Below are 22,280 nucleotides of genomic sequence, written 5' to 3'. Positions count from 1 at the left end.
CGCTCATGAAAGCCGTCCGCGTCCTGTCGCCCACGGGCATGCTCGGCGCCGGGTTCGCGCAGTCCACAGTGGATCGCGGGCTCGAGCTCGGTGCCGACGTCATCTCCGTCGACGCGGGCTCGACCGACTCGGGTCCGCACTACCTGGGCTCCGGCACCCCCAAGACGACGGCCGCCGCCGTCGCCAGGGACCTGCGCGTCCTGCTCCGCGCCGCCGCGAAGGCGGGCATCCCGCTGGTCGTCGGGTCGTGCGGCACCAGCGGCACCGACTCCGGTGTCGACTGGGTCGCCGGCATCGTCGAGGACATCTTGTCCGAGGAGGAACTCGACCTGTCGGTCGCCACGATCCGCAGCGAACAGCGCGCGGACTTCCTGAAGGAGCGCCTGCGCGCGGGAGCGGTGCACCCGCTGGCGCCGGCCGGTGCGCTCGACGAGGCCACTGTGGACAGTTGCACGCACGTCGTCGGGATGATGGGCCACGAACCCATCGAGGAGGCACTGCGCGCCGGGGCGGACGTCGTGCTCGCGGGCCGCGCGACCGACACCGCCGTCGCCGCCGCGTTCCCGTTGATGAAGGGCATGCCGGCGGGACCGTCGTGGCACGCGGCGAAGATCGTCGAATGCGGCGGGCAGTGCACGACGAACCCGCGCACGGGCGGTGTGCTCGCGACGATCGACCAGACCGGTTTCACCATCGAACCGCTCGACCCCGACGCCGCCTGCACGCCGATCTCCGTCGCGGCGCACATGCTCTACGAGACGGTGAACCCGTTCCGGATGCGCGAGCCCGCCGGGGAGCTGGACGTCGAGGACGCCACCTACACGGCGCTCGACGACCGGCGCGTCCGCGTCGAGGGGTCCCGTTTCCACCTCGCCGACCAGCACACGGTCAAGCTGGAGGGCGCCAGGATCACCGGCTACGAGACCATGTCGTTCACCGCCATCCGCGACGAGCACATCCTCGCGAACATCGAGGCGTGGACCGACCTGTTCGACAAGGTCTTCACCGAGCGCGTCGCCCAGACCCTCGGCCTCGACGGCACCGAGTACTCCTACGACCTGCGCCGCTACGGCTACGACGCCGTTCTGGGCGCTCTCGAGCCCGCCACCCGCCCACCGCGCGAGATCGCCGTGATGCTCCTGGTCCGCGCGGCGACCCAGGAGCTCGCGACCGCCGTCGCCAAGGTCGCCAACCCCCTGATGCTGCACCTGCCGACGCCCGACATGGCCTACCTGCCCAGCCTGGCGTTCGCGACGTCCCCCGCGGAGACCGAGCGCGGGCCGGTCTACGAGTTCGTGCTCAACCACGTCGTCGACACCCGCACGCCCACCGAGATGTTCCGCATCGACCACCGGAAGGCCCGTTCCCATGACTGACCAGACCACGCCGACCTTCGGCGACCTCGCGCTGGAGGTCCGGTCCAAGAACGCCGGACCGTTCTGGGTCACCATGGAGCTCTTCATGCGCGACGAGGCGGGCTACGCACTGGCCGCGGCACCGGCGAACGTCAACGAGGACGTCATCGCCGCGCTGTACGACGTGCGCGCCGAGGACGTCCAGATCTTCCGCATCCCCGCGCTGAACGTCGTCAAGATCTCGTTCCCGCGGCCCGTCTCCCAAGGAGGGCTGCACGACCGCGACGTGCACGCGGGGCAGCACCACGTCCCGCTGGCGGCCCTGCGCGCCGCGCCACCCGAGCCTGTGTGAGGCCGGTGCGGGCGCGACCCTAAGATTTGCGCACTCAACACGTGTTGAGTGCGCAAGGGTTTCGCGTCGTAGCCGTGGGAGGTGCCGTGCACGCGGATCAGGGTTCTGCCGGTCCGTCGCTGAGACGGTGGTCGGTGTGGATCTCCGTGGCACTGGTGGTGGTGCTGCTCGCGGCGACCACGGCCGTGTTGCTGGCCATCAGCGACCTCTCGAAGGCGCGGTCGCGGTTGCTGGACGTGGTCGGGCCCGCGGTGGTCAGCTCGCAGCAGCTCGGGGCCGACCTGGTCGACCAGGAGAACGGCGTCCGCGGCTACGTGCTCAGCGGCAGCGCCGACTTCCTCGAGCCCTACGAGAACGGACTGGACCGCCAGGCCGCGGCACGCGCGACCGTCGTCGTCCTCGACACCCCGAAGGTGGCCGAGGGCGTGGCCGCCGTGGACGCGGCGCTCGCGGCCTGGCGCAGCGAGTACGCCGACCCCGCGATCGCCGCGGTCCGCGCGGGGAGCCAGGTCCCGGGCGACGCCGCCGGCAAGCAGCGGTTCGACGCCGTCCGCGTCGCGCTGTCGGCGTTGCAGGCGGAGCTCGCGGTGCAACGGGCCGAAGGGCGGGCGGCGCTCAACGACGCGGCCACGAACATGGCGGTCACCTGCATCGTCGCCCTGGCGGTGCTGCTGGTCGCCGTGCTGGGCTGCGTTGCCGCCGTGCTCGTGCACGTCGTGCGCCCGTTGAGCAGGTTGCGCGAGCACGTCGGAACGGTGGCGGCCGGCGACTTCACGCACGTGGTGAGCGCCACGGGCCCGCAGGAGCTCCGGGTGCTGGGCAAGGACGTCGACACGATGCGCACCCGCATCGTCGACGAGCTGGACCAGGCGCAGCAGCGCAACGCGGCCCTGGACGCCGCCACGGAGGACCTGCGCCGCTCCAACACGGAGCTGGAGCAGTTCGCCTACGTCGCCTCCCACGACCTGCAAGAGCCGTTGCGCAAGGTCGCGAGCTTCTGCCAGTTGCTGGAACGGCGCTACCGCGACCAGCTCGACGAGCGCGGCGTCCAGTACATCGACTTCGCCGTGGACGGCGCGAAGCGCATGCAGCGGCTCATCAACGACCTGCTCGCGTTCAGCCGGGTCGGCCGCCACCGCGACGAGCAGGTGGTCGTCGCGGCCGGCGATCTCGTCGAGGAGGCGCGCGGCAACCTCTCCCAGGTCCTGGAGGAGACGGGGGCCCAGGTCGAGGTGGGCCCGCTGCCGGACGTGCAGGGCGAGGCCCGCCTGCTCACCGCGGTGTTCCAGAACCTCATCGGCAACGCCGTGAAGTTCCGCGGCGAGGACGCCCCGCACGTGCGCATCGACGCCGAACCCCGTGACGACGGCATGTGGGAGTTCTCGGTGCGCGACAACGGCATCGGCATCGACCAGCAGTACGCCGAACGGATCTTCGTCATCTTCCAGCGGCTGCACGCCAAGGAGCGCTACGCCGGTACCGGCATCGGGCTGTCGATGTGCCGCAAGATCGTCGAACACCACGGCGGCCGCATCTGGCTCGACACCGGGACCACCGCTGGCACCACCATCCGCTTCACGCTGCCCGGCGCGGACGTCCTGGCGCCGGTCGGATAGCCGTTCAGGAGCGCACCGGCGCCCCGGTTCCGGCCACGACGTCCTCGACCGAGCTGCCGGGCGCGAGTTCGACCAGGCGGAAGGCGCCGTCCTCGACGTCGAGGACGGCCAGGTCGGTGATGACGCGGGAGACGACGCCGCGCCCGGTCAGCGGCAGGGTGCAGGTGTCCACCAGTTTCGGGTCTCCCGCACGGGACACGTGCTCCATCAGGACGATGACGCGGCGGGCGCCGCTGACGAGGTCCATGGCGCCGCCCATGCCCTTGACCATCGCGCCGGGCACCATCCAGTTGGCGAGGTCGCCGTGCGCGGAGACCTGCATTCCGCCGAGCACCGCGGTGTCGACGTGACCGCCGCGGATCATCGCGAAGCTGGTGGGGGAGTCGAAGAACGACGCTCCCGGCAGCACGCTGACGGTCTGCTTGCCCGCGTTGATCAGGTCGGGGTCGACCTCGTCGTCGTAGGGGAACGGGCCGACGCCGAGGATGCCGTTCTCCGCGTGCAGCGTCACGGTCGAGTCCGCCGGCAGGTGGTCCGGGATGAGCGTGGGCAGGCCGATGCCGAGGTTCACGTACTCGCCGTCGCGCAGTTCGAGCGCGGCGCGGGCGGCCATCTCGTCGCGGGTCCAGGCCATGTCAGTTCGCCTCCTGGCGGGCGCGGGTGGTGCGCTTCTCGATGTTCTTGCGCGACGCCTGCTCCGGCGTGAGCGCGACGACGTTCTGCACGAAGACACCGGGCAGGTGCACGTGGTCGGGGTCGATCTCGCCGGTCTCGACGACGCGTTCGGCCTCGACGACGGTGAACCGGCCGGCCATCGCGGCGGCCGGGTTGAAGTTGCGGGCGGCGGCGTGGAAGACGCAGTTGCCCGCGCGGTCGGCAACAGCGGCGCGGATGAGCGCCACGTCGGTCACGATCGCCTCCTCCAGCACCATCTCCTTGCCGTGGAAGGTGCGGACCTCCTTGGGAGGCGAGGAGAGCGCGACGGAGCCGTCCGCGTTGTACCGCCACGGCAGGCCGCCCTCGGAGACGAGCGTGCCGACGCCGGTGGGGGTGTAGAAGGCCCCCACGCCGGACCCCCCGGCGCGGAGCCGTTCGGCGAGTGTCCCTTGTGGAGTGAGTTCGACGGTCAGCTCGCCGGCGAGGTACTGCCGGGCGAACTCCTTGTTCTCCCCGACGTAGGACGCGACGACGCGGCTGATGCGGCGGTGTTCGAGCAGAAGCCCGAGACCGGCGCCGTCCACGCCGCAGTTGTTGGACACGATCGTGAGGTCGTCGGCGCCCTGCTCCAGCAACGCCTCGATGAGGAACCACGGGATGCCCGCCAGCCCGAAGCCGCCGACCGCGACGCTCGCGCCGGAGCGGATGCCCGCCACGGCCTCGGCCGGCCCGCCGACCACCTTGTCCAGGCTCATGAACTGCTCTCCTTCGTGAGGTGGCCGACGAGCGCGGCCGTGACGGCCTCTGGCTGCTCGGCGTTGGCGAGGTGGGCGGCGCCGGGCACGACGAGGAGCCGGCCGTCGCGCACGGAGGTGGCGATGAGGTCGAGGTGCGGTGGCGGGGTGGCCGGGTCGTCGGCGCCCGCGATCGCGAGGGTGGGTGCGGTGATCCGGTGCAGGTCGGCGCGCTGGTCCATCGCGGCGATGGCCTCGCAACAGGCCGCGTACCCCTCGGCGTCGGTGGCGGCGACCATCTCGACCCACCGTGCGCGGTCCTGGTACGCGGGGGTGAACCAGCGCTGCACCACGGATTCCGCGACCGCTCGGGTGCCTTCGGCGCGGACGAGCGCCGCGCGGTCCGTCCAGTTCGAGGCGGGTCCGAGGTGAGCACTGGTGCACAGGACGGCGAGCCGGTCGACGCGCTCGGGATCGCGGGCGGCGACGCGCAGCGCGGTCATACCGCCGAGCGACAGGCCCACGAGGTGCGCCTTCGCGACGCCCAGCCGGTCGAGCAACCCGACCAGGTCGTCGGCCAGCGCGTCGATGGTGTTCGGTCCGGGGACGGCCGGGGAGCGTCCGTGACCGCGGGTGTCGTAGCGGACCACCCGGAAGTGCTCCTCGAGCGCGGGAACGTTGGCGTCCCACATCTGCAGTGCCGAACCGAGTGAACCGGCCAGCACCACGACAGGACCGTCCGGCCTGCCGGTGACGACGTGGTGCACGCTCATCAGCGCACCGCCTCGAAGACCGCGGCCAGGCCCTGCCCGCCGCCGATGCACATGGTCTCCAGGCCGTAACGGCTGCCGCGGCGGCGCATCTCGTGTGCGAGCGTGGTGAGGATCCGCGCGCCGGTCGCGCCCACCGGGTGGCCGAGCGAGATGCCGGAACCGTTGGGGTTGAGCCGTTCCTCGGCGGGGTCGAGCTTCCACTCGCGCAGCACGGCGAGCACCTGGGCGGCGAACGCCTCGTTGAGCTCGATCACGTCCATGTCGTCGAGGGTGAGCCCGGCCCGCCCGAGCGCCGCGGCCGAGGCGGACACGGGTCCGATGCCCATGACCTCCGGCCCGACGCCGGTGACGGCCCAGGACCTGAGCGCGAGCACCGGCCGCAGCCCGCGCTTCTCGGCTTCTTCACGGGTCGTGACCACGCACAGCGCGGCGCCGTCGTTCTGCCCGCTGGCGTTGCCCGCGGTCACCGTGGACTCGGGGTCGAGCTTCAGCCGCACCGGCTTGAGCTTGGCGAGGTCGTCGAGGGTCGTGCCGGGGCGGGGGTGCTCGTCGCGGTCGACGGTGAGATCGGGCTTGCCGCGGCGGCCGGGCACCGTCACCGGCACGAGTTCGCCGGCGAACAGGCCCGCCTCGTCGGCGGCACCCCAGCGCTGCTGGGACCGCACGGCGAGCTCGTCCTGCTCGGCGCGGGAGATGCCGTACTCGCGGCGGAGGTTCTCGGCGGTCTCGAGCATGCCGCCGGGCACCGGGTGGAACCGCCCACCGGCGGTCTCCCTGGCCCGGTCGAGCCGGTCGACGAGCTGGATCCCGCCGCTGCGGACGCCGTTGCGCAACCCCAGCGCGTAGTGCTCCACCTGCGACATCGACTCCGCGCCACCCGCCACGACCACCTTCGCCGCACCGGTCGCGACCTGCCCGGCCGCGTACAGCACGGCCTGCAGGCCCGACCCGCAGCGCCGGTCGACCTGGACTCCGGGGACGTGCGTGCCGAGGCCCGCGTCCAGCGCCGCGATCCGGCCGATCGCCGGGGACTCGCCGTTCGCGTAGCTCTGCCCGAGCACGACGTCGTCGACGTCGCTGAGGCCGGTGCGCCGCACCAGTTCCGTGAGCACGGCCGTGGCGAGGTCGGCGGCGCTGAGCGAGGACAGTGCCCCGCCGAACCGGCCGACCGGCGTCCGGAGGGGTTCGCAGATCACGACGTCGGTCATGCCTCCGACGCTAGGCCCGGTCGGCGATATTCAGAAATACTCATTTCGTGGCCGGTGAGACTCTGCGAGTATCAATCGGTGGAACTTCGCCACCTGCGCTACTTCGTGGCGGTCGCCGAGGAACGGCACTTCGGCCGCGCCGCCGCGCGCCTGAACATGGCCCAGCCGCCGCTCTCCCAGCAGATCCAGCAGCTGGAGGCCGAGCTCGGCGTGACACTGCTGCACCGCACGACCCGCAAGGTGGAGCTCACCGGTGCCGGAGCGGTCTACCTCGAACGCGCCCGAGCCGTGCTCGCCGCCGTGGACGACGCGGCCGCAGAAGCACAACGAGTCGCCAAGGGCCTGCAGGGCCGCCTGGTCGTGGGCTGCGTCGGCTCCGCCACCTACAGCCTGCTGCCCGCCTTCGCCCGCGCCCTGCGCGACGCGCTGCCGGCCGTCGACTTCACGTTCCGGGGCGAGATGCTGGCCCCGGACCAGCTCGACTCCCTGCTGGGCAGCCGCATCGACCTCGCCCTGCTGCGGCCGCCGGTCGACCACTCCGCGGTGCGCGTGACCACGGTCCGCCGCGACCGCCTCATCGTCGCGCTGCCGGAGGACCACCCGCTCGCCCACCGCGAACGGCTGGAGGTCGCCGACCTGCGGGAGCAGGACCTGATCGTGCACGCGTCGCGCGGCCGGTCCGTCATGCACGGCATCGTCACGGATCTGTGCAGGTCGGCGGGGTTCGAGGCGCGGATCCGGCACGAGGTGGAGGAGACGTCGACCCTGGTCACGTTCGTGGCCTCCGGTCTCGGGGTGGCCGTGGTGCCGCAGCCGGTGGCGGAGCTCGGGGTGCCCGGGGCGACCTACCGGCCGTTGGCGGGCGACCAGGGGGTCGACCTCGTGGCGGCGGTGCGGGCTGACGACGACTCGCCGGTGCTCGCTCGGGCGCTCGGGCTGCTGGCGCGGTGGCAGGAGGGGACGAAACCGCAGGTCCGTTAGGTCGCGGGGCTCACCGGGGCCCGGCTCGAACGACCGCCCCGGCGGCACGCCGCTCGTCCTGACCCCTTGTGTCGTCCGTCCGCTCGTGCCTATATTTGCCAGATCAACCTCATGTAAGCGCTTACATTACAACAAGTGACATGTAAGCGCTTACATGAACCAGGCAGTGACGACGAGAGTGGGCAGAGCGCCGCGATGGCCAAGCAGCAAGCCTCTCCCGAGGCCAAGTCCGCGGGGGCGACGATCTACTCGGTCGCCGACCACGCCGGCGTTAGCATCGCCACCGTCTCGCGGGTGCTGCAGGGCGCGACGGTCGTGGCCGAGACCACCCGTCAGAAGGTGCTGGCCGCCGTCGAGGAGCTCGGGTACGTGCCGCTCGGAGCGGCGCGGAGCCTCGCCGTGCGGCACCACGAGGCGCACGGGCTCGTGCTGCCGGAGCTGTCCGGTCCCTACTACGCCGAGCTGCTCATGGGTTTCGAGGCGCGTGCCGCTGAACTGGCGCAATCCATCGTGCTGGTGCTCACGAACAGCCGCACGGACCTGGCCGCGGCGGTGCGGCAGCTCGCGACCAGGGTCGACGCGATCGCCGTGTTCGGGTCGCCCGCGATCTCGGCCGACGTGGTCCGGTTGCTGCGCGCCAAGAAGCCCGTCGTCGTCATCGCGGGAGAGCCGCACGACGGGGCCGAGACGATCGCGGCGGAGAACCTGGGGAGTGCGCGCGAGCTCGCCGGGCACGTGCTCGGGCACGGCAGGCGGCGGGCGTTGTTCGTCGGTGATCCGGACAGCGGCCCCGACATCCGCAACCGGTACGCGGGGTACGTCGCCGCGCACCGGGAGCGGGGGCTCGACGCCGCCGAGCCCGTTCGCGTGTCGTTGAGCGAGGCCGACGGAGCCGCGTTCGCCCAGCGGCTGCTCGACGGGGAGTACGAGGCGGACGCGTTGATGTGCGCCAACGACGAGCTGGCGTTGTCGATCATGACCACGCTGCAGGACGCGGGCAGGGACGTGCCGGGTGACATCGCGGTGGTCGGCTGGGACGACGTCATGACCTCGCGGTACGTGCGGCCGGGGCTCACCACGGTGCGCCAGCCCGTCCAGGAGCTCGGCGCGCTGGCCGCGAACCGGTTGCACGAGCTCGTGAGCGGTGAGCCGCCGCGGTCGCAGGCGCAGATGCTGCCGACGCAGCTGGTGGTGCGCTCGTCCTGCGGCTGCCCGCCCACCCACTGACCACCTCAGACGAGAGGAAGCGAAAGGCAATGGTGCACAAGACTTCCAGGATGCTCGCGGGGGTGTCGGCCCTGGTGCTGGTGCTGGCCGCCTGCGGCCGCGGCGACGACCAGGCCGGCGGACAGCAGGGCGCCGACGTCGCGCAGGGGCCCGCCACGGGCACGATCACCGTCTGGGCCATGGGCGCGGAGGGGGAGAAGCTCCCGGCGCTCGCCAAGGAGTTCGAGGACGCGAACCCCGGCGCGAAGGTCCAGGTGACGGCGATCCCGTGGGACGCCGCGCACAACAAGTTCACCTCGGCGATCACCGCCGGCCAGGCGCCGGACGCGGCCATGGTGGGGTCGACGTGGATGGGCGAGTTCGCGGGCATGGGCGCGCTCGACCCGACGCCGTCCTCGATCGACAAGGGCGCGTTCTTCGACGGTGCGCAACGAACGACCGAAGTGGACGGAGCCTCCTACGGCATTCCGTGGTACGTCGAGACGCGGCTCGTCTACTACCGCAAGGACCTGGCCAAGACCGCCGGGTACGAGACGCCGCCGAAGGACTGGGCGGGTCTCAAGGAGATGGCCAAGGCCATGCAGACCAAGGCGGGCGCCAAGTTCGGGATCGGCCTGCAGGCCGGCGGCACCGGTTCGTGGCAGTCGCTGCTGCCCTTCGCGTGGTCGAACGGCGCGCAGCTGACCAAGGACAACGGCGGCGCCTACAACTTCGACAGCCCGGAGATGCAGGAGACGTTGCAGTACTACGGCTCCTTCTTCACCGACGGCATCGCGGACAAGGAAGCTCCCGCGCAGCCCACGACCGAGCCGGACTTCGTCAGCGGCCGCGTCCCGATGTTCATCTCCGGCCCGTGGATGATGTCCGCGGTCGAGAAGCTCGGCGGCGAGGGCTTCAAGGACAAGTACGACGTCATGCCGATGCCGACGAAGAAGACCTCGTCGAGCTTCGTCGGCGGGTCGAACTTCGTGGTGTTCAAGGAGACGAAGAACCGCGACACCGCCTGGAAGTTCACGAAGTGGCTGACGGACCCGAAGACGCAGGTGAAGTGGTACCAGCAGTCGACGGACCTGCCGTCGGTCAAGAGCGCCTGGCAGGACCCGGCCCTCACCGCCGACACCAAGCTCGCGACGTTCGGCAAGCAGCTCGACACCGCGCAGTCGCCGCCCACCTTCGCCACCTGGGAGCAGGCGATCACCGCACTCGACACCGAGGTCGAGAAGGTCGCCCGTTCCGGCGCCGACCCGGCCGGAGCGCTCAAGGCGGCGCAGTCCGCGGCCGACTCCATCGGGACCGGCAAGTGAGCTCGCCCGCCCCGGCCCGCCGCCGCGGGGTGGAGCGGGCGGCGTGGGGACTGATCCTGCCGTTCTGCCTGCTGTTCGCGGTGTTCACGGCGTGGCCGGTGGTCCAGTCGCTGTTCATGAGCTTCACCGACACCCGCAACCGGGACCTGCGCACGCCGTTCTCGGTGGAGTTCGTCGGGCTCGACAACTACGTGCAGGCGTTCGCCGACCCGCTGTTCCGCACGGCGGCGGCGAACACCGCGTACTTCGTGCTGGTGGGCGTGCCGCTCACGCTGGGCATCGCGCTCGCGGCGGCCGTGGTGCTGGACAAGGGGATCTCGCGGTTCCGCGCGTTCTTCCGGCTGGGCTTCTACACCCCGGTGATCACGTCGATCGTCGCGGTCGCCGTGGTGTGGAGGTTCCTGCTGCAGGACGAGTTCGGGCTCATCAACACCGTGCTCGGCTGGGTCGGGATCACCGGCCCGAACTGGCTCGGCGACCCGGACTGGTCCATGCCGGCGTTGATCCTCATGGCGGCGTGGCGCAACTTCGGCACCGCGATGATCATCTTCCTGGCCGGGCTGCAGGCGGTTCCCGCGTCGCTGCACGAGGCCGCGTCGATCGACGGCGCCGGGTCGGTCAAGCGGTTCCGGCACATCACGCTGCCGCTGCTGCGCCCGACGCTGCTGTTCGTCTCGGTGACGACGGCGATCGGCTACCTGCAGTTCTTCGAGGAGCCGTACGTCATGACCAACGGCGGCCCGCTCAACTCGACGATCTCCGCCTCGATGTACACGTACAAGCAGTTCGGGTTCGGCAACTACGGCTTCGCCTCGGCCATGAGCTACCTGATCTTCGTGGTGATCGCGGTCGTCACGGCGCTGCAGTTCCGCCTGCTGCGGGAGAGGAGCTGACATGACCGCGAAGAACCGCTGGTGGCTCTACGTCCCGCTCACCCTCGCGCTCGTCGCCGTGGTCTCGCCGTTCGCCTGGATGGTCCTCGGCAGCTTCAAGGGCGAGGGCGAGATCCGGGCGAACCCGCCCACGTGGCTGCCCGAGAGCCCGTCCCTGGACAACTACACGCAGCTGTTCTCCCGCCTGCAGTTCGGGACGTACTTCCTCAACTCGGCGATCGTCGCCGTGCTGGTGACGGTGGGAAACCTGCTGTTCTGCTCGATGGTCGGCTACGCGCTCGCCAAGCTGGAGTTCCGGGGGAAGCGGACGCTGTTCCTGATCGTCATGGCGACCCTGATGATCCCCGGCGTGGTCACGTTCGTGCCGCTGTACGTGCTCGTCGTCAACGCGGGCCTGGCGAACTCGTTGCCCGCGTTGATCCTGCCGTTCCTCGTCTCGCCGTTCGGCGTGTTCCTGATGCGCCAGTTCATCGTGGGCCTGCCGGGCGAGCTGCTCGACGCCGGACGGGTCGACGGCGCGGGCGAGCTGCGGATCTTCGCCAGGATCGTCCTGCCGCTGTGCGGGCCCGCGCTCGCGACCCTCGGCATCCTCACGTTCCTCGGCAGCTGGAACAACTTCCTCTGGCCCCTGGTGGTCGCGCAGCAGGAGAGCGAGTACACGCTCCCGGTCGCGCTCGCCCTCTACTCGACCGGTCAGAACTCCATCCAGTACGGCCTGCTCCTCGCCGGGGCCACCATCGTCGTCGTCCCGGTGCTGCTCGTGTTCCTCGTCTTCCAGCGGCGCTTCATCGAGGGCATCGCGACCACCGGCATCAAGTGATCGTCCAAAGGGGACTCTCATGGAATCGCCAGTCAGGATCACCCGCCGAACCCTGCTCGTCGCGAGTGCCGCCGCGCTCGCCGTTCCCGCCTCCGCCGCGGCCGCCCCGGGACGGGGTTTCGACCCGGTCCGCGTCCGGGGCTGGGCGAAGGACACGTGGCGCAGCCTCGTCGCCATGACCCCGTCGGGCACGGGCCTGCCCGCGGACAACATCCCCGAGTCGCTGGCCGCGTCCGACCGCTCGGGCTACACCTCGCCGACGAACATCGGCGGCTACCTGTGGTCGACCGTCGTGGCGCGCGAACTCGGGCTCATCTCGAAGGACGAGGCCTCGGCTCGCCTGGTCCGCACGCTGACCACCCTGGACCGGATGGAACACCACGTCCCGAGCGGCATGTACTTCAACTGGTACGACGAGGAGACCGGGGACGCGTTGCGCTCCTGGCCCGGCACGGGCGCGGTCGTCCACCCGTTCTGCTCCAGTGTGGACAACGGATGGCTGGGCGCGGCGCTGCTCGTCGTGGCCGGGGCGGACCGCGCGGCGGGGGCGTTGGCGCGCAGGCTCTTCGCCCGCATGCGGTGGGACGCCTTCTACAACCCCGGCGACGACCCCGCGCACCCCGTGCGGCCGGGAGGCCTGATCCACGGCGGCTTCTTCCCGTTCGACCACGACCGGCCCGGCGGCGTTTACCAGGGCACGCACATCGGCGGCGACCCTGTCTGGCTGACGACGCACCACTACGACACGACGGTCTCCGAGACGCGCATCACCAGCTACCTCGGCATCATCACCCGCCAGATCCCGCCGAAGCAGTACTTCGCGATGTGGCGGACGTTCCCGGCCTCGTGCGACTGGTCGTGGCACGAGATGCAGCCGGTGGGGGAGAACCGCACCTACTACGGCATCGACGTCTTCGAAGGCGCCTACACCTACCGCGGCATGCGGATCGTGCCGGGCTGGGGCGGGTCGATGTTCGAGGAGCTCATGCCGGACGTGTTCGTGCCCGAGGCGAAGTGGGCACCGAAGTCGTGGGGCCGCAACCACCCTCTGCACGTGCGGGCGCAGCGCGAGCACGGTCTGATTGAGGCGAAGTACGGCTTCTGGGGCTTCAGCCCGTCCAGCAACCCCGCCGGCGGCTACCGCGAGTACGGCGTCGACGCGCTCGGCCTGGGGCCCGGCAACGAACCGGGCAACGGTGCGAACGGGTACTTCTCCGACCAGGAGATGACCAACTACGACGTCGGCTTCGGCTCGTGCCGCCCCGCCACCGCGCCCACGCCCACCTACGGCGACGGAGTGGTGACCCCGCACGCCGCGTTCCTGGCGATGATGCACGAGCGCGACGAGGCGTACACGAACCTGGCGCGCATCCAGGACGACCTGCGCGCGTACGGCAGGGGCGGGTTCTTCGACGCGGTCGCCGTGCGGTCGGGCGCCATCGCGCGCCGCTACCTGTCGCTGGACCAGGCCATGGTCATGGGAGCGGTCGGGAACGTCCTGTGCCGGGACGTGATCCGGCGGTCGTTCGCGACACCGGCCGTCGAACGCGCGCTTCGTCCGGTGATCGGTGTCGAGGAGTTCGGCGCGAGCCGAGTGTGATGGAGGGTTCTGACATGCGGCCTGTTCGGCTGATCTCCGAGGACGGCGTCGAGTACCGCGACCTCAACGGCAACGGCGTCATGGACCCCTACGAGGACCCGCGCCTGCCCGTGGCCGAGCGCGTGGCGGACCTGCTCGGGCGCCTGTCGCTGGAGGAGAAGGCGGGTCTGCTGTTCCACACCGTCATCGAGGCGGGTGCGGACGGCACGGTGAAGGAGGCTCCCGGCGACATCAGCAAGTCGCCCACGAGCGTCGTGGTGACGGAGAAACACTTGTCGCACTTCAACGTGCACGCCCTGCTCGACGCGCGCATGGCGGCTCGGTGGCACAACAACCTGCAGCTCATCGCCGAGAGCACGCCGCACGGGATCCCGGTGACGATCTCCACCGACCCGCGGCACGCGTTCATCGAGAACGCCGGAGTTTCCTTCAGCGCCAAGGCCTTCTCGCAGTGGCCGGAGTCGCTGGGCCTCGCCGCGCTGCGCGATCCGTCCCTGGTGGAACGTTTCGCGGACATCGCCCGCCAGGAGTACGCGGCGGCCGGCATCCGGTGCGCGTTGCACCCGGCGATCGACCTGGCCACCGAGCCGCGCTGGGCCCGGCAGGCGGGAACGTTCGGGCAGGACAGCGCTTTGACGGCCGAACTGGCCGTGGCGTACGTGCGCGGGTTCCAGGGCGCGTCCCTGGGACCCGAGTCCGTGGCCTGCTGCAGCAAGCACTTCCCCGGCGGCGGCCCGCAGAAGGACGGCGAGGACGCGCACTTCCCGTACGGCCGCGAGCAGGTCTACCCCGGCGGTCGCTTCGACGACCACATGGCACCGTTCCGCGCGGTCGTGGAAGCGGGAACGGCGTTGGTCATGCCGTACTACGGCATGCCCGTCGGGCTGGAGGTGGACGGCGAACCGATCGCGGAGGTCGGGTTCGGTTACAACCGCCAGGTCGTCACCGGGATGCTGCGCGAGGGCCTCGGCTTCGACGGCGTGGTGCTCACCGACTGGGAACTCGTCATGGACAACCACGTGGGCGACAAGGTGCTGCCCGCCCGTGCCTGGGGTGTCGAACACCTCGACGCGCACGGGCGCATGGAACTCATCCTCGAGGCGGGCGCCGACCAGTTCGGTGGCGAGGAGTGCGTCGAGGTGCTGCTGGAACTGGTGGCCCAGGGCCGGGTGACGGAGGAGCGGATCGACGAGTCGGCGCGCAGGCTCCTCGCGGTGAAGTTCCGCCTGGGCCTGTTCGACGATCCGTTCGTCGACGAGGACCGTGCGGCGGAGGTCTTGGGACGGCAGGACTTCCGCGACGAGGGCCACGCCGCGCAGGCCCGTTCGGTCACGGTTCTGCACGCGGACGCCGGGGCGTTGCCGATGAGGCCGGGACTGAAGCTCTACGTGGAGAACTTCTCGCCCGAGGTAGCCGCACGCCTGGGAACCGTGGTGGCCACTCCGGAAGAGGCCGACGTGGCGCTGGTGCGGCTCATGGCCCCGTTCGACCCGCGGGCGGACCTGTTCCTGGAGTCGTGGTTCCACCAGGGTTCGCTCGACTTCCAGCCCGGACTGGCCACGCGCCTGGCCCGAGTCGCCGCCGCCTGCCCGTTGCTGGTCGACGTGACCCTGGACCGCCCCGCCGTCCTGACCCCGCTGCTGGAGATCGCCTCGACGCTGGTGGTCAGCTACGGCACCACCGACGAGGCCCTCGCCGACGCGCTGTCGGGCGTCATCGCACCGGAGGGCAAGCTCCCGTTCGACCTCCCGCGCTCGATGGAGCAGGTGCGCCGCCACCACGAGGACGTTGCGGGCTATGACGATCCGCTCTTCCCGTTCGGACACGGCCTGTAGGTACCGTGGGGGCATGTCGAGTGGAGTGATCATCACCGGGGCGTCGCGGGGAATCGGCCGCGCGACGGCCGAGGCCTTCGCCGAACGGGGCCACCGCGTCGCCGTGCACTACAGCAGCCGCCGCGACGACGCCGAGGCGACGCTCGCCCGCCTCGCCGGCGACGGCCACGTGCTGATCGGCGGCGACCTCGCCGACCCCGGCACCGCCCGCCGCCTGGTGGCCGAGGCGGTGGACCACCTGGGCGCCGTGGACGTGCTGGTCAACAACGCGGCGGTCGCACCGGGCGCCGGCAACGTGCACCGCGTCGGCGACACCTCGTGGGAGGCGTGGACCAGCGCGTGGCGGTCCATGGTGGACGTGAACCTCCTCGGCGCCGTGAACGTCACCTGGGCGGTGGCACAACACCTCATCGACCGGGGGGCGCCGGGCAGCATCGTCAACGTCGGCTCGCGCGGCGCGTTCCGCGGCGAACCCGACTACCCGGCCTATGGGGCGACCAAGGCGGCCCTGCACGCGTTCGGGCAGTCGGCCGCGGTGGCGCTCGCCCCGCACGGGATCTCCGTCACCTCGGTGGCGCCGGGGTTCGTCGCCACCGAACGCCAGGCGGGCAAGCTCGCCGGCGACGAGGGCGACGCGGTGCGCGACCAGAGCCCGTTCGGCAGGGTGGGAACGCCGGAGGAGATCGCCTCGGCGATCGTGTACCTGGCCTCGCCCGGGGCGGCCTGGTCGTCCGGGACGGTCCTGGACCTGAACGGAGCGTCCCACCTGCGCACATGACGTGGACGCGGCGGCTTCCTCGGACCGCCGCGTCCACATCCGCGTGCTCTGATCGCTCAGAGCAGGTCAGCACCTCGCCTGGTGGACGGTGGGGGTGACGGCTCGGGTGCCGGTGACGAAGGCCCGGGAACGGGTGACGGCGGCTCCGGAGCCGGCGAGGACGGACCGGGAGCGGGCGACGAGGGCTCGGGTGCCTGCGTCGTCGGACCGGGAGCCGGTGACGAGGGTTCGGGTGCCTGCGTCGTCGGACCGGGAGCCGGTGACGAGGGTTCGGGAGCCGGCGTCGACCGGGTGGGTGCCGGCGGGGACGGCTCGGGGGCCTGAGTCGAAGGCTCGGGAGCGGGGGACGGCGGTACCTCGACCGGGGGAGTGGCCGCCTCGGCCGAAGGCGGGGCCGTCTGCTGGGGCGGGGCCGGCGGAGCGGCGGCCGGCGGGCCGCTGCTCACCGAGAGCGTCACCGGCGTGCCCCGCACCGCGACGCCGCGCGGTGACTGGTCGACCACCGCGCCCGCCGGTTCCGAGGAGGCGACGGACACGGTCGTCACCTCGTACCCCGCGTCGCGCAGCAGGGCCTTCGCCTTGCCGAGCTCGGACCCGACGACGTCGGGCACCTTCAACTGCGCGTCACCCTTCAGGAAGCGTTCCTCCACCTGGGGCAGGGGCTTCTCCGGCAGGTCCGCGTGCACCTTCATCATGGTGTCGAACCAGGTGGCCGCGGGCACGGTGCCGCCGTAGATGTTGCCCTCGGGGCAGAGCCTCGGCGCGCCCGCGCCGACGCAGATGCCCTTCGGCGAGGTGCTGTCGTTGAACACCTGGACGGCGCCTGCGTAGTCGGGCGTGGCACCGAGGTACGCGGCGGACTTGTACTCCTCCGTCGTGCCCGTCTTGCCCATCATCGGCCGCTTCCAGCCGGCCTTCTGCGCCGAGATCGCCGCGGTGCCCTGGCCCTTGCTGTCCTCGCTCAGGCCGTTGGCGAGGGCGTTGGCGAGGGGTTCGGCCACGGCCTGTTCGCACGGGGGCTTCTTGAGCTCGACGGGCTTGCCGTGGCGGTCGACGACCCGGCGGACCGGGGTGGGCTTGCACCAGGTGCCGCCGCTCATGATCGTCGCGGCCACGTTCGCCAGTTCGAGCGTGCTGGAGGGCGCGGGGCCCAGGGTGAAGGAGGCGTTGCCGTTGGACGCGTAGAACTCCGCCTGGGAGACCCGCAGGTCCTTGGAGCCCTTGGGGTCCGGCTTCACGCCGGCGATGTTGGTGGCCATGGTCTCGCGCATGCCGAGCCGGGACGCCATGTCCACCACCGCCTCCAGGCCCGTCTTCTCCTCGAGGATCACGAACGCCGTGTTGGGCGAGGTCGCGAGCGCCTGCTTCAGCGGCATCTTCGGCGGGTAGCGGTCGTTGTGGTTGGAGAGGCAGTACCAGTAGGTGTTCGGCTCGCCCGTGGCCGGGCAGGAGGCGGCGCCGCCCTTGAACACCTTGGAGGCGTAGGTGTTGGGGGAGTCGACGACGGTGTCGATGCCGATCCCCTTCTCCAGCGCGGCCGCCGCGGTGAAGACCTTGTAGACCGAGCCCGTGCCGAACTTGTTCTCCACCCCGCTCGGCAGGTCGAACTGCGTCTGGAACTGCTCCTTGTCGAGGCCGTAGTCGCGGTTGGCCACCAGGGCGACGACCTCGTGCGCGTCCTTGCCGGGGCGCACGACGGCCATCGTGTTCGCCACGCCGGGCGTGTTCTTCGGCGCCTGCGCCTCGACCGACTGCTTCGCGTGGTCGGTGATCTTCGGGTCGAGCGTGGTCTCGATCCGGTAGCCGCCGATCTTCAGCTCCTCCAGGTTGAAGCCCGACTCGGTCAGGTACTCGACCAGGAACGAGCAGAAGAACCCGTAGGACGGTCCGGCGCCGACGCACCCGGTCTGCAACGGGCGCACGGGCTCCTGCAGGCCGAGCGGAGCGGCCTTGTGCTTGTCCGCGTCCTCTTTGGACAGCTTCGCCTCGGTCACCATCGCGTCGATGACGAGGTTCCTGCGCTCCAGTGCCTTGTCGGGCCGTGCTTCCGGGTCCAGGGCGGTCGGGCTGTTCACCATGCCCGCGAGCGTCGCGGCCTGGGGGACCGTCAGCTCGTCCGGAGTCGTGTCGAAGTAGGCCTGCGAAGCCGCCGTGACACCGAAGATCGTCGAACCGAACGGCACGAGGTCGAGGTACCGGCGGAGGATCTCGTCCTTGCTCAGCGCCGTTTCCACCCCGACCGCGATGCGCGCCTCGCGCAGCTTCCGGGTGATGCTCTGTTCCTGGGCCTCGCGTTGCGCGTTCTTGTCGGTGCGCGCCAGTGCGTGCACGAGGTAGTTCTTCACGTACTGCTGGGTCAGCGTGGACGCGCCCTGCTGCACCGACCCGCTCGAGTTGTTGCGGGCCGCGGCGCGCAGGGTGGCCAGCCAGTCGACGCCGTGGTGGTCGTAGAACCGGCGGTCCTCGATCGCGAGCAGCGCGTCCTTCATGTTCTGCGAGATCTTGTCCGGTGGTGTGCGCACCCGGTACTGGTCGTACAGGTAGGCGATCGGCGCGCCGTCCTTGTCGGCCACGGTCGTCATCAGCGGCGGGTCGGAGTTCAGCATCTGGGCCAAAGTGGACTTGACCTGGTCGCTGAGCTCGTTCGACAACGCCCCCATGGTCGCGGTGACGGGGAGGAGAAGCCCGGCGAGCAACGTGCCGGCGAGCAGGCTGAGCCCGGCGAGCTTCCCCACGCAGGGGCCGATCCTCTTGTGGTCCACACCGGACTCCCCTCATTTTTCAAGTGCCTTTCGGCGGTTACCCGGTGAATCAGCGATCAGGCGACCACATCGAATGAACCAGGGACCGGAAAATGGTGACCCAGCGTGCTTGAACAGCGGTTTGGTCACTCTCTCGTGCCAACAACCGCCTGTCCGGTTTTTCCGTTCCTGACGCGGGTAAGTGCCCAAGAGGACATTCACGCAACGGGGAGGAATCCAATGCGGTCGCAACGAAGTGCTCGCTCTCATGTCGTCCGGACCGCTGTGGTGGTGTTGATGACGGGCGTGCTGTTCCCCGTTCCCGCTCGTGCGGAAGAAGGTTCCGAGAACCACACGGCGGGCTCGCAGATCGCCAAGCACGAGGGCACGGGCGACATGCTCGGATCACCGTCCGAACTCGGCCCGGAGAACGTGGGCAGCGTGCACGGCATCGACGTGAGCAGCCACCAGGGCAACGTCGACTGGGGACACTGGTGGCGTTCGGGCAAGCGGTTCGTCTACATCAAGGCGACCGAGGGGACCGGGTACCGCAATCCCAGCTTCACCCAGCAGTACAACGGTTCCGCGGGCGTCGGCATGACGCGGGGCTCCTACCACTTCGCGCTGCCGAACCGGTCGGACGGCGCGACGCAGGCCCGGTTCTTCGTGCAGAACGGCGGTGGTTGGTCGAAGGACGGCAGGACGCTGCCGGGAACCCTCGACATCGAGTACAACCCGTACGGCGGCGACACCTGCTACGGCCTCACCCACGCCGCGATGGTGAACTGGATCCGCAGCTTCAGCGACACCTACCACGCGCTGACCAAGCGCTGGCCGGTCATCTACACGTCCACGCAGTGGTGGGACAAGTGCACCGGCCGCTCCGGTGACTTCAGCGCCACCAACCCGTTGTGGGTGGCCAGGTACGCGTCGGCGGTCGGCCCCATGCCGTTCAAGTGGCCGTTCCACACGATCTGGCAGTTCACGTCGTCGCCGATCGACCAGAACGTCTTCAACGGGGGCGCCGACCGCCTCGCGGCCCTGGCCGCGGGATGAGCCGTGTCCGCCCCGGTCCGCAGGTCTGAGCTCGTCCTGCTCGTCTTCCTGGGCGTGGTGTTCGCCGCGTCGTCGACTCTCGTGGTGGGCTCCGTGGCGCACATCGGGAAGATCGGCCTGACCGTCCACGGCCTGGAGGACGGCACGGTGCTGAGGGCCGCCGCGTTCCGCGACGTCAGCGTCAGCACGGGCGACCCGGACGTGCTGGACCGGGTGGAGGTCCTGGTCGACGACTCGGTGGTCCCGACGAGCCGGCACGACGACCGGTTGGTCCTCGAGGGCTTCACCCCGACCGAGGGCGAGCACTCGCTGATCGCCCGAGTCCGCAGCGCCACCCCGCTGGTCATGGACGCGGTGGTGGACCAGGAGTTCACCATCGACAACACCGCGCCATCCCTTGCGGTGGAACACATCCGTTCCGCGGGGCCCCGTGCGCCCGTCATGATCAGAGGCACCGCTCACGGCGCTGCGCTGGTGCGGATCGGGCAGACCCGTGCGCTGATGGTGAACGGCGTCTTCGCGGCCACCGTGCCGTCGGCGGCGACCGTCTTCGTCGAAGCGCGGGACGCGGCGGGCAACTCGGCCGGAAAGCACGTGGTGGTGCCGATCTCCCGTCCCGCGGTGCGGGCGGAACAGGTGTCCGCGGCCGACTGGGCGTCGCCGTCGTCACGGGAACGGGTGCTCGCCCTGGCCCGGGACGGGAAGATCGACGCGGTCCGGCTCGACGTGAAGGACGAGACGGGGCAGGTCGCGTACCTGTCGGAAGTGCCTCTGGCGCAGCAGATCGGTGCTGCCGGGGACCGGTACGACCCGCGGGCGGCCGTCGAGGAACTGCATCGCGCCGGAGTGCGGGCGGTCGCGCGGATCGTCGCGTTCCACGACCCCGTGCTCGCTCGCGCCTCCGCGCGGTCCGGCCTGCGCGACCACGTCGGCGACACCGGGCTGACCCTGACGAACCCCGCTCACCCGGAGGTTCGGGGTTATGTCGTGGCCCTGGCACGAGAGGCCGCGTCGCTCGGGTTCGACGACGTCGTGCTCGACCACCTCGGCGTCGAGTCCGATGTGGACTTCCTCGCCGAGGTCAGGGACGCCGTGCGGGAGGCCGGTGCCTGCTTCGGAGTGGTCGCTGCCGACGGTGCCGCCGGCGTCAGCGGTGTCGCCGACTTCGTCGTCCCCTCTGGACGATGACGCTTCGCAACCGCGGTCACCCGATGCGGTCGACCCTGGTGAAACCCGCGTGGGCGGTGATGCCGCGCGGGTACCAGTCGGTGGACCCGATCGACTGAAGTCCCAGGAGGACGGCATGAAGTCCAGGACCACCGCTCTGGCCGCGCTGATCGCCACTGTCCCGTTGGTGCTCGCTCCCGCCGCCGCGAACGCGATCGCGTGCTACGGCAACTTCAGCGACACGGTCGGCAAGCTGACGGAGATCGCGCGGGAGGAGTTCATGACGCCGGTGTGCCAGGCGCAGCTCCAACCCGGGACAGACCGCAAGGACGTGCAGGAGCTCACGGACGTCGTGCTGCCGAAGGCCGTGGCGGGCTTGGGCAGCATGGAGATGATCTACAACCGGGCCGAGCCCGTGGTGGACGCCGTCGTGGAGAAGTGCTACTCGCCGGAGGACTACTGCAGTCCCGAGGCCGTCGGGCGCGCCACGCGGTGCATGAAGGAGGAACTGCCCGACATGGCGATGACCGCACTGGGCCCGGACGCGCTGGCCACCAGCTGCGAGGGCATGAAGGCCGCGGCGGGAACGGACCCGCAGGCGTTGCGTGAGAGGGCCCGTGCGGCCGCCGAGTCCTACATCGGTTACCTGCGCAAGAACTGACTTCAGCACGTTGTGCAGGCGCGCCGGTGACACCCGGCGCGCCTACACGTCGTTGACCACCGCCCGCGCCATCTCGGCCGCGTGATCCATCGCCTCGACGCACAACGCCATGCGCCCCAACGACTCGACCTGCTCGGACAGTTCGTCCTCAGCGGACTCCAGTCCCGCATCGGCGATCGCCCGCACGATCGACGCGGCCGCCCGCGCCATCCGCTGCGCGAGCGCGGCGAGCGCGAGCATGACGTTCTCCGCCTGAGCGGAACTGATCGGCGCGGTGACGTCGCCGCCTCCCGAGAACCGCGCGAGATCGGCGTCCCAGGTGGACGCCGCGGTGCACAGCGCGTCGACGAACGGTTGCCAGGCCGCGTCGCCCGCAGTGGAGTGGTTGCTCATGTGAGGCCTCCGATCGGGGTTCTGGGCGGATACCCGGCACTGGAGCCCGTGATGACAGTCCGTGAGGAATTCACTGAACAGGGTGTTTGCCGGTCGGAGATGTCTGGCAGGCCTTTTCACGGGTACTGC

General features: G+C 70.7%; 20 protein-coding genes. 14 read left to right on the top strand and 6 right to left on the bottom strand.

Going from position 1 to position 22,280, the window contains the following annotated elements:
* The first annotated feature begins 5 nt into the window (after nucleotides 1–5).
* The 3 genes from IE307_RS16705 to IE307_RS16695 all read left to right on the top strand — a co-directional run bounded on the left by IE307_RS16705 (nucleotide 6) and on the right by IE307_RS16695 (nucleotide 3,323).
* Nucleotides 6–1,376: an acyclic terpene utilization AtuA family protein gene (locus IE307_RS16705; protein WP_191298851.1), complete on the top strand. Its 1,371-nt coding sequence runs from the start codon at nucleotides 6–8 to the stop codon at nucleotides 1,374–1,376.
* On the top strand, nucleotides 1,369–1,707 hold the full coding sequence (locus IE307_RS16700; RefSeq protein WP_191298850.1) for a DUF4387 domain-containing protein: 339 nt from the start codon (nucleotides 1,369–1,371) through the stop codon (nucleotides 1,705–1,707). The genes IE307_RS16705 and IE307_RS16700 overlap by 8 nt, the downstream gene beginning before the upstream one ends.
* A gap of 134 nt (nucleotides 1,708–1,841) precedes the next feature.
* The gene (locus IE307_RS16695) at nucleotides 1,842–3,323 is read left to right on the top strand and encodes a CHASE3 domain-containing sensor histidine kinase (protein ID WP_229904768.1); all 1,482 of its coding nucleotides are present in this window, start codon (nucleotides 1,842–1,844) and stop codon (nucleotides 3,321–3,323) included.
* A 4-nt stretch (nucleotides 3,324–3,327) separates the two neighbouring features.
* On the opposite strand, the gene IE307_RS16690 is transcribed toward IE307_RS16695, so the two are convergent.
* The 4 genes from IE307_RS16690 to IE307_RS16675 are packed head-to-tail and all read right to left on the bottom strand — an operon-like array spanning nucleotide 3,328 to nucleotide 6,695.
* Nucleotides 3,328–3,957, bottom strand: a complete 630-nt coding sequence (locus tag IE307_RS16690; RefSeq protein ID WP_191298849.1) for a CoA transferase subunit B — start codon at nucleotides 3,955–3,957, stop codon at nucleotides 3,328–3,330.
* A 1-nt stretch (nucleotide 3,958) separates the two neighbouring features.
* Entirely contained in the window at nucleotides 3,959–4,735 is a 777-nt protein-coding gene (locus tag IE307_RS16685) for a CoA transferase subunit A (protein ID WP_191298848.1), read from the bottom strand.
* A complete protein-coding gene (pcaD, locus tag IE307_RS16680) occupies nucleotides 4,732–5,487 on the bottom strand; it encodes a 3-oxoadipate enol-lactonase (protein WP_191298847.1) in 756 nt (251 codons plus the stop codon). The genes IE307_RS16685 and pcaD overlap by 4 nt, the downstream gene beginning before the upstream one ends.
* Nucleotides 5,487–6,695 carry an acetyl-CoA C-acetyltransferase gene (locus IE307_RS16675; RefSeq protein ID WP_191298846.1) on the bottom strand — a complete coding sequence of 403 codons (1,209 nt, stop codon included), beginning with the start codon at nucleotides 6,693–6,695 and terminating at the stop codon, nucleotides 5,487–5,489. The genes pcaD and IE307_RS16675 overlap by 1 nt, the downstream gene beginning before the upstream one ends.
* Before the next feature lie 78 nt (nucleotides 6,696–6,773).
* Here IE307_RS16675 and IE307_RS16670 point away from each other — a divergent pair, with 78 nt between their 5' ends.
* From IE307_RS16670 to IE307_RS16635, 8 genes are all read left to right on the top strand, one after another.
* Nucleotides 6,774–7,676, top strand: a complete 903-nt coding sequence (locus IE307_RS16670) for a LysR substrate-binding domain-containing protein (protein ID WP_191298845.1) — start codon at nucleotides 6,774–6,776, stop codon at nucleotides 7,674–7,676.
* 195 nt (nucleotides 7,677–7,871) lie between these two features.
* Nucleotides 7,872–8,903 carry a LacI family DNA-binding transcriptional regulator gene (locus tag IE307_RS16665; RefSeq protein ID WP_191298844.1) on the top strand — a complete coding sequence of 344 codons (1,032 nt, stop codon included), beginning with the start codon at nucleotides 7,872–7,874 and terminating at the stop codon, nucleotides 8,901–8,903.
* A gap of 29 nt (nucleotides 8,904–8,932) precedes the next feature.
* A complete protein-coding gene (locus IE307_RS16660) occupies nucleotides 8,933–10,207 on the top strand; it encodes a sugar ABC transporter substrate-binding protein (RefSeq protein ID WP_191298843.1) in 1,275 nt (424 codons plus the stop codon).
* Nucleotides 10,204–11,100 carry a carbohydrate ABC transporter permease gene (locus tag IE307_RS16655; RefSeq protein ID WP_191298842.1) on the top strand — a complete coding sequence of 299 codons (897 nt, stop codon included), beginning with the start codon at nucleotides 10,204–10,206 and terminating at the stop codon, nucleotides 11,098–11,100. The genes IE307_RS16660 and IE307_RS16655 overlap by 4 nt, the downstream gene beginning before the upstream one ends.
* Nucleotide 11,101: 1 nt before the next feature.
* Complete coding sequence (locus IE307_RS16650) at nucleotides 11,102–11,920, top strand: carbohydrate ABC transporter permease (protein WP_191298841.1); 819 nt, start codon at nucleotides 11,102–11,104, stop codon at nucleotides 11,918–11,920.
* A gap of 19 nt (nucleotides 11,921–11,939) precedes the next feature.
* On the top strand, nucleotides 11,940–13,520 hold the full coding sequence (locus IE307_RS16645; RefSeq protein ID WP_191298840.1) for a glucoamylase family protein: 1,581 nt from the start codon (nucleotides 11,940–11,942) through the stop codon (nucleotides 13,518–13,520).
* A 14-nt stretch (nucleotides 13,521–13,534) separates the two neighbouring features.
* Nucleotides 13,535–15,355, top strand: coding sequence for a glycoside hydrolase family 3 protein (locus IE307_RS16640; RefSeq protein WP_191298839.1), 1,821 nt, complete (start codon nucleotides 13,535–13,537; stop codon nucleotides 15,353–15,355).
* 13 nt (nucleotides 15,356–15,368) lie between these two features.
* Nucleotides 15,369–16,133 (top strand): SDR family NAD(P)-dependent oxidoreductase, encoded by a 765-nt coding sequence (locus tag IE307_RS16635; RefSeq protein ID WP_191298838.1) that lies wholly within the window; start codon nucleotides 15,369–15,371, stop codon nucleotides 16,131–16,133.
* A 56-nt stretch (nucleotides 16,134–16,189) separates the two neighbouring features.
* Here the strand turns inward: IE307_RS16635 and IE307_RS16630 are convergent, their stop codons facing one another.
* Nucleotides 16,190–18,895, bottom strand: coding sequence for a penicillin-binding protein (locus tag IE307_RS16630; RefSeq protein WP_229904767.1), 2,706 nt, complete (start codon nucleotides 18,893–18,895; stop codon nucleotides 16,190–16,192).
* A gap of 276 nt (nucleotides 18,896–19,171) precedes the next feature.
* Here IE307_RS16630 and IE307_RS16625 point away from each other — a divergent pair, with 276 nt between their 5' ends.
* From IE307_RS16625 to IE307_RS16615, 3 genes are all read left to right on the top strand, one after another.
* Nucleotides 19,172–19,930, top strand: a complete 759-nt coding sequence (locus tag IE307_RS16625; protein WP_229904766.1) for a lysozyme — start codon at nucleotides 19,172–19,174, stop codon at nucleotides 19,928–19,930.
* A 3-nt stretch (nucleotides 19,931–19,933) separates the two neighbouring features.
* Nucleotides 19,934–21,118 carry a putative glycoside hydrolase gene (locus IE307_RS16620; RefSeq protein WP_191298836.1) on the top strand — a complete coding sequence of 395 codons (1,185 nt, stop codon included), beginning with the start codon at nucleotides 19,934–19,936 and terminating at the stop codon, nucleotides 21,116–21,118.
* A 115-nt stretch (nucleotides 21,119–21,233) separates the two neighbouring features.
* Nucleotides 21,234–21,758 (top strand): hypothetical protein, encoded by a 525-nt coding sequence (locus IE307_RS16615; protein ID WP_191298835.1) that lies wholly within the window; start codon nucleotides 21,234–21,236, stop codon nucleotides 21,756–21,758.
* 42 nt (nucleotides 21,759–21,800) lie between these two features.
* Here the strand turns inward: IE307_RS16615 and IE307_RS16610 are convergent, their stop codons facing one another.
* Nucleotides 21,801–22,151, bottom strand: coding sequence for a hypothetical protein (locus tag IE307_RS16610; protein WP_191298834.1), 351 nt, complete (start codon nucleotides 22,149–22,151; stop codon nucleotides 21,801–21,803).
* Nucleotides 22,152–22,280 lie beyond the last annotated feature (129 nt).

The sequence above is a fragment of the Lentzea cavernae genome (assembly GCF_014653695.1).
Classification (GTDB): domain Bacteria; phylum Actinomycetota; class Actinomycetes; order Mycobacteriales; family Pseudonocardiaceae; genus Lentzea; species Lentzea cavernae.
Note: the sequence above shows the minus strand (reverse complement) of the source record. Positions and strands in the feature narration are given on the sequence as shown.